The 6794-nt window shown below is 73.9% G+C and carries 3 protein-coding genes and 2 pseudogenes; 3 read left to right on the top strand and 2 right to left on the bottom strand.

What is annotated here, in order from left to right; translation table 11 throughout:
• Positions 1 to 127, top strand: a pseudogene (locus GVN67_RS27455) (IS5/IS1182 family transposase); the annotation flags it as partial.
• A 31-nt stretch (positions 128 to 158) separates the two neighbouring features.
• Here the strand turns inward: GVN67_RS27455 and GVN67_RS27450 are convergent.
• A complete protein-coding gene (locus tag GVN67_RS27450) occupies positions 159 to 2987 on the bottom strand; it encodes a glycoside hydrolase family 99-like domain-containing protein (protein ID WP_160000497.1) in 2829 nt (942 codons plus the stop codon).
• Between the two features lie 159 nt (positions 2988 to 3146).
• Between GVN67_RS27450 and rffA the strand changes: the two genes are divergently transcribed.
• Together rffA and GVN67_RS27440 are read left to right on the top strand one after the other, a co-directional pair.
• Positions 3147 to 4349 (top strand): dTDP-4-amino-4,6-dideoxygalactose transaminase, encoded by a 1203-nt coding sequence (rffA, locus tag GVN67_RS27445; RefSeq protein WP_160000496.1) that lies wholly within the window; start codon positions 3147 to 3149, stop codon positions 4347 to 4349.
• Positions 4349 to 5353: a bifunctional 2-polyprenyl-6-hydroxyphenol methylase/3-demethylubiquinol 3-O-methyltransferase UbiG gene (locus GVN67_RS27440; protein WP_160000495.1), complete on the top strand. Its 1005-nt coding sequence runs from the start codon at positions 4349 to 4351 to the stop codon at positions 5351 to 5353. The genes rffA and GVN67_RS27440 overlap by 1 nt, the downstream gene beginning before the upstream one ends.
• Here GVN67_RS27440 and GVN67_RS29825 read toward each other — a convergent pair.
• Positions 5319 to 6794, bottom strand: a pseudogene (locus tag GVN67_RS29825) (hypothetical protein); the annotation flags it as partial. The gene GVN67_RS27440 and the pseudogene GVN67_RS29825 sit on opposite strands and share 35 nt — an antisense overlap.

Genomic DNA, 6794 nt, shown 5'->3' with positions numbered 1-6794 from the left:
CTTCAATCGAATGAAGCACTTCCGACGCATCGCCACCCGCTTCGACAAGCTCTCGCGCAACTACCTCGCTGCCCTACACCTTGTCGGGTCAAGGCTATGGCTGCGGCATTATGAGTCCGTGACCTAGAGCGGCGCGGTAAAGATTGGCTTTCGCCGGGTCAGGCCAGCGACCAGTGTCGGCGCAGATCGTCGCGATAGCCGGCCATGGCCGGTTCCAGCACCGGCGCGCTTGCGGCGATCAGCGCATGCAGCCGGGCGATCTCTTCCAGGTGCCGGTCCTTGGCCAGGCTGGCGGTGACGCTGTCGGGGTGCTGGCGCTGCCGGGCGAGCGGGGCCGCGACATACTGCACCCGGCCGCCGCCCTGGCAGGCCGCCAGGTACAGCCGCCAGTCGCCGGCGCAGGTGAAGGCGAAGGCCTCCTCCCCCGCCGCGGCGAAGGCGGCGCGCAGGGCGTCGCGGCGCCAGAGCACGGCGCTGGCGGTCAGCACCAGGTTGCGCGGCGCCAGGAAGCGGCCGGCGAAGTCTGGCCCGTCGAAAGCGCCATCGCGCAGCAGCCCGGCATCGCCCAGCGCGGCGGCATAGGGCTTGCGGTCCGGCGCCAGCAGCCTTCCCCCGGGATCGACGGCGCCGCTGTCGCAGAAGGCCATCGCCGCCTGCGGGTCGTCGGCCAGCTTGGTCGCCAGCACCTCGAGGAAGCGCGGATCGGCCAGGTCATCGGCCTCGGCGATCCAGAGCAGCTCCTGCGAAGCCAGCCCGGCGGCGCGCTGCCATTGCCGGGAGACATTGCCGGAGTTTTGCGGGCAGCGGACCACGCGCAATGCGCGGCCAGCCGCGGCGGCGATCCGCTCGGCCACCGCGACGCTGTCATCGGTCGAGGCGTCATCGAGAAGAAGAATCTCGGCCGGCGCCAGGGTCTGGGCGAAGATCGAGCCCAGCCGGTCGGCCAGCCAGGCGGCGCTCTGGAAGCTCGGCACCACGACCGAGACGCCCGGCAGCCCGGCGCGCAGCCGCGAGGGCACCGGATGCAGCGCCCGGGACAGCGCGTTCAGCCGGGCATGGCCGAGGGCGCGCTCGGGCAGCAGCGCGGTGCCATCGGCGAAGCCGTTCCAGCTGTCGACCAGCAGCAGCTGGCCGGCGGCCTCGGCCCGGTCGGCCAGGCTGCGCAGCCAGTCGGCGAAGGCGGCGGGCATCGCGCCACGCAGCAGGCGGCCGGCGCCGGGCTGGCGCGGCTCCTCGTCGAAATCGGGGATGGCGCAGCGCAGCCAGGGCCAGTCGGGCGCGCTTTGGCGCAGCGCGGCGGCGAGCGCCGCCTCGTAAGGCGCCTGGGGCAAAGCGGCGGCTGCATCCAGCCGCTGCGCCGGGGGCGCCGCCGGCAGGCCAAGCTGCCCGCCCAGCGGCGGCGGAATTTCGACGGTGCCGTCATAGCCGAGGGCGCGCGGATCCTCGCTGGCCTTGCCCTGGGCGAGGAACAGCAACGGCTCGGCGCCGAGCACCGTCGCCAGGGCCTGGCGCAGTGCCGGCATTCCCTGCGGCGCCAGCCCGTCGCGGGCGACCAGCAGCACCGGGCGGCCGTCCAGCCGCAGGCAGCGCGGGTCGGCCAGGAAAGACGCAAGATGATCGGGGAAGGGATCGGTCTCCGGGATACGCCCGGCCAGCCAGGGGTCGCGCCCGTCGCTCCACAGCGTCAGCCAGGCGAGGCCCGGGGCCTGCGGCACTTCCATCCCAGGCGGCAGCGGCCAGGGCAGGCAGAAGCCGGCCAGCCCGGCCTGCAGCGCCAGCGCCGCCTGGGCGGCGAGGTCCAGCCGCGGCGCGGGCAGGCGCGGCTGGGCCTGGTCGGCCAGGCGCGGCAGGGCGCTGGCCAGCAGGGTGGCCTCGGCCAGCGGGTCGCCCCCGGCGGGGGGCAGCAGCAGCGCGAAGGTTTTTGCGCGCGGCGTGGCGCTGGTGGGGCCGGCGAAGGCCTCGGCATCGTCCGGCACCGCCCGCCGCGCGGCGAGGCGGGCGAAGAGGTCGCGACCTTGCCCAGGGGCGGGCAGCGCCGCCGCCGCCAGGGCGCGGCGGGCGGCGAAACCTTCTGACGTCAGAAGCTGCGGGACGGGGCTGGGCGCGGCCTCGGCCAGCAGGCGCTGCCAGCGGGCGGCCTCGCCGCGGCTCTCGGCGATCCGCAGGGCCGCGGCATAGGGATCGGCCGCCGTCTTCGCCTCGGGGTATTCCTGTTCCAGCCGGGCGCGGGACAGATGCGGGTTGGGGTCGCGCGCCTTGGGGTCGGCCAGATGGGCGGCCAGCGGGATGGCGGTGCCCGGCGGCGCCTGGGTCAGCCACCAGTCCTGGTCGAAATACAGGCTTGTGCGGGCCACCGCCTCCGGCCGCTGCAGATAGGCGGCCAGGGCGCCTTCGGGCCCGGCCAGGCCCAGCGCCGCGGCGACCAGCGCCGGGTCGAAATAGCGGTTGGGCCAGCGGCCCGCCGCCTCGCCGCCTTCCAGATAGTCGAAGATCGGGTCGTCGCCGGCCGTGTCGGGGTCGACCAGCTGCAGCCGGCGCAGCGCCAGGGCCAGGCGCAGCGTGGCGAAGCCGGCATGCTGCGGCGGGCGCGGGGCCTCGATCAGCGCCAGCAGCTGGGCCAGCGTCGGCGCCGGGCCGATGAAGGGCAGCGCCGCGCCGTCCTCCAGCACGACGCCGACCACCGCCCCGGGATCGACCGCCGCCAGCCGCGCCACCTGCGCCCGGTCGAAGCTGCGCCATTCCAGGGCGAAGGCGGCGCGCAGCGGCTGCTGCAGCGCTGCCACCAGATCGGGGCGCGACAGGCCGGCCAGGCCCTGCAGCAGGCTCTCCCCCGCGGCCCGGGCCTCGACCAGCAGCGCCCGGCGCGGCTGGCGGCGATCCACCACCCAGCCGCGGAAGCCGTCGATCGGGTCGATATGGTCGACCGCCCCGGCCAGGTCGTGGCCTGGGGTGAACCAGCCGGGGATGGTGGGCGGGGTGGAGGTCAAGGCGGGCAGCATCCCCAAGCGGCAATTCATCCCTTTCTAGGGGGAAGCCGCGCGGGGCGACAATCGGCGCGGGCTTCACCGGATGCTGAGGGCTTCAGCGAAAATCCACCAACGGCGCGCTAGCCTGCCCGCTGCCCGCAGCCGCCCGCAGGAATGCCGATGCCCGATCCCCGCCTGCCCTCGCCGGCACCCCGCCCCGCCGCGTCCGGATCCGTCCTGCCCGCCATCCCCTTCTACGCCCCCGACCTGGGCGAGGCCGAGCTGCGCGCGCTGCAGACCACCCTGGTCAGCCGCCGCCTGGCCGGCGGCGCGACGCAGACCGAGCGCTGCCACCGGATGCTGGCCGCCACCATGCCGGACAGCCTGCCGCTGCTGACGCAATCCTGCACCGCGGCGCTGGAGATGGCCGCCCTGCTGCTGGAGCTGCGCCCGGGCGACGAGGTCATCATGCCGTCCTGGACCTTCTGCTCCACCGCCAATGCGGTGCTGCTGCGCGGCGCCGTGCCGGTCTTCGCCGATGTGCGGGAGGACACGCTGAACCTCGATGCCGACGACGTCGCCGCCGCCGTCACCCCGCGCAGCCGGGCGGTGATCTGCGTCCACTATGCCGGGGTCGGCTGCGACATGGCGGCCCTCCAGGCGGTCTGCCGCCGGCATGGGCTGGCGCTGATCGAGGATGCGGCCCAGGCGGTCGGCGCCAGCTGGGCCGGGCAGCCGCTCGGCAGCTTCGGCACGCTCGGCGCCTTCAGCTACCATGCCAGCAAGAACCTCACCTGCGGCGAGGGCGGCGCGCTGATCGTCAACGATCCTTCGCTGCGCAGCCGCGCCGAGATCCTGTGGGAGAAAGGCACCGACCGGCTGCGCTTCGCGCGCGGCGAGGTGTCCCGGTATTCCTGGCAGGATCTGGGTTCTTCCTTCCTGCCGTCGGAAGTCACGGCGTCGCTGCTGGCCGTGCAGCTCGCCCGCCTCGAGGAGATCACCGAGAAACGGCTGGCGGTCTGGCGGCGCTACGACACGCTGCTCGCCCCGCTCGCCGAGGATTGGGGCCTGCGCCGCCCACAGATCCCGCAGGCGGCGGCGCATAACGGCCATATCTACCACCTGCGCTTCCCGAGCCGGGCGATGCGCGACCATGTGCTGGCGCGCCTCGCCGCCGAGCGCATCGGGGCGTCCACCCATTATGAGCCGCTTCATCTCTCTGCCGCCGGGCGCCGCTTCGGCCAGACGCTGGCCCCGCTGCCGGTGACCGAGGCCGCCGGCGCCACCCTGCTGCGCCTGCCGCTCTATGGCGACCTGCCGCCCGGCGAGCAGGACCGCGTGGTCGAGCGGCTGGACGCGGCCCTGGCCGCCATCCCGCATTGATGCTGCAGCCAGAGAATTTCGACGCCGCGCTGGTGCCCGGCTTCCGCGCTGCCATGCGCGACCACTATCGCGCGCTGACCGCGGTGGAGCAGGCGAGCCTGGCCACGCTGCGCGCCGCCGATGTCTTCCAGCCGCGCGACTGCCCGGTCTGCGACCAGCCGGCGGGCACGGCGCAGCGCCTGGAACGCTTCAGCCGCCCGGATTTTTCCCTGCTGCGCTGCCCCGGCTGCCGCCTCGTCTACAGCCGCGAGGTCTTTTGTTCGGTCACCGAGCGGCAGCGCTATGCCCGCGCCGAGGCCGACCCGGACAGCATCCCCCAGGCCTTCGCCGCGCTGAAAGGCAGCGCGCCCTATGCCAGGCTGGAACAGGGGAAGATCGACTATGTTATCCAGCAGCTCGCGCCCTTCTTCCCGCAACCGGCCGATATGCTCGACATCGGCTGCGCCCAAGGCGCGGTGCTGGATGCCTTCGCGGTGCGCGGCTGGCACGTCGCCGGCGTCGAGCCCGCCCCCGACTTCGCCGCGCGCGCCCGCACCCGCCACCCTGGCGTGCGCTGCGGCTTCTTCCCCGGCGACGCGCCTGAGGGGCCCTTCGCGCTGGTGACGCTGTTCGACGTGCTCGAGCATATCGAGCGGCCTTTGGCATTCCTGGCCGCCATCCGCGACCGGCTGCGCCCGGGCGGCATCCTGGCGCTGCAGGTGCCGAATTTCGACAGCCCGCTGGTGCAGGTGGAGGGCGCCGCCTCCACCGTCGTGACGCCCGGGCATTGGAGCTATTTCGACCCGGCCTCGCTGGTGGCGCTGACCGCCCGCGCCGGTTTCCAGACCGTGACGCTGCAGAGCTACATCTCGGAGCTCGACCGCCTGCTGGCGCATCCGCCGGAGGCGGTGCGCGCCACCCTCGGCCCCTGGGCGCCGGAGGACCTGGCCACCCTGCGCCCCGCCGATCTCTTCTGGCGGCAGCTGGGCTTCAAGCTGTTCGGATTGTTCCGTCGCCCGGAATGACGCCGGCCAGCGCCGCCTCGAAGGCGCGCGCCGGCGCGGCATGGTCCAGCAGAAACGTTTCCGCGTAACGCGCGACCGCCTGGCCCACCGCCCGCCGCAGCCCGTCATCCCGGCCAAGCGCAACCGCCCGCGCGATGTACGCTTCCACCGACCGCACCGGCGGCAGCAGGTCGGCCCCGGAAGCGTCCCGCAGCAGCGCATCCCGCGCGGCCCGCTCCGCTGGCGGGACCGCGTCGCCGAAACGCTGCCGGTGCAGCGCATTGTCCAGCACCCCGGCCAGCGGCGCCCCCGGCGCATGCGCCCAGAACACCGGCGCCACCCCGCTGACCATCGCCTGCATCGCCGTCAGCCCGCCGCCCAGCGGAAAGCTGTCCAGGTAGAGATCCAGCACCCCGGCAAAGGCGCCCGTATCCACCCAGCCGACGAATTCCCCAGCAACCCCGGCAGCAATCAGCCGGTCGCGGAACTCGGGAAGATCCCGCCGCCCGGTATAGAGATACCGCGCCCCCGGCAGCGCTTGCAGGATGGCGATGATGGCGTCCTGGAAGGCCGGATCGGCGATCTTCTCCTCCCGCGCCAGCGAGCCCAGCAGCAGCCCCTCGCCGAACCGCGCCCGTAAGGCGGCCCGTTGCACGGCGGCATCAGCCGGGATCTGCGGGTCGATGCTGCCCGGCAGGTTGCGCCAGGGAATGCCCTCGACCACCACCGCCTCGCCCTGCCCCGAAAACCCGCCCAGCCGCAGATCGGCATCCGGCGCCGCGGCGGGATGGAACTTCAACGACCACCACACCTGCACCGGCGCCAGACGCCGCCCAAAGGCGTAAGCCAGCCCGATCGGCGAGCACAGCCACACCACCGCTGCCACCCGCGCCTGCCGCAGCCGCATCGCCAGCACGTCGATCATATCGGCCAGCGGCGCATCCCGCGGGAAGTCATGCGCGACCACCGCCACCCCCGCCGCGCGCAGCCGGGCGAACACCGCCTCATCCGTCCCCTGCAGGAAATGGACGGCGAAAGAAAAACGGGACGGCAACCGGGCGCAGGCCTCCAGCATCGTCAGCATCGCCTGCACATGCGCCAGGCCATTCGCCTGATGCGCCACCACCGCCAATGCCGGCCGCCCCTCGACCGGCAAGGGCGGCAGCGGCGCCAGCGCCTGCCCCCGCCCGCAGTCGGCCAGCGCCGGCGCCCAGCGCCCGATCCAGCGCCCGTAATGCGCAGCACTTTCCTCCCGCCGCAGCCAATGCAGGCTGAACTGCGCCTCCAGGTCCACCGCCAGCGCCCGCTGGCCCGCAGCCGCCGCCGCCAGCAGCGCCGGCAGCGCCACTTCCTCCACCACCGCCTGGTGGAACGGCATCGGCCGCAACGCGGAAAACCCCAGCAGATGCAGCAGCCCCCGCGCCCGCCCGATCGCCCGCGCCTCGTCGGGCTCCTCCACCAC

Source organism: Roseomonas sp. 18066 (assembly GCF_902706185.1).
In the GTDB taxonomy this organism is placed as follows: Bacteria; Pseudomonadota; Alphaproteobacteria; order Acetobacterales; family Acetobacteraceae; genus Pseudoroseomonas.
This window is presented reverse-complemented; position numbering and strand designations above follow the sequence as displayed.

Coding starts and splice junctions, on each gene's coding strand:
- rffA (WP_160000496.1), top strand. CDS start 3,147: ATGCCCGATCCCCGCCTGCCCTCGCCGGCACCCCGCCCCGCCGCGTCC.
- GVN67_RS27440 (WP_160000495.1), top strand. CDS start 4,349: ATGCTGCAGCCAGAGAATTTCGACGCCGCGCTGGTGCCCGGCTTCCGC.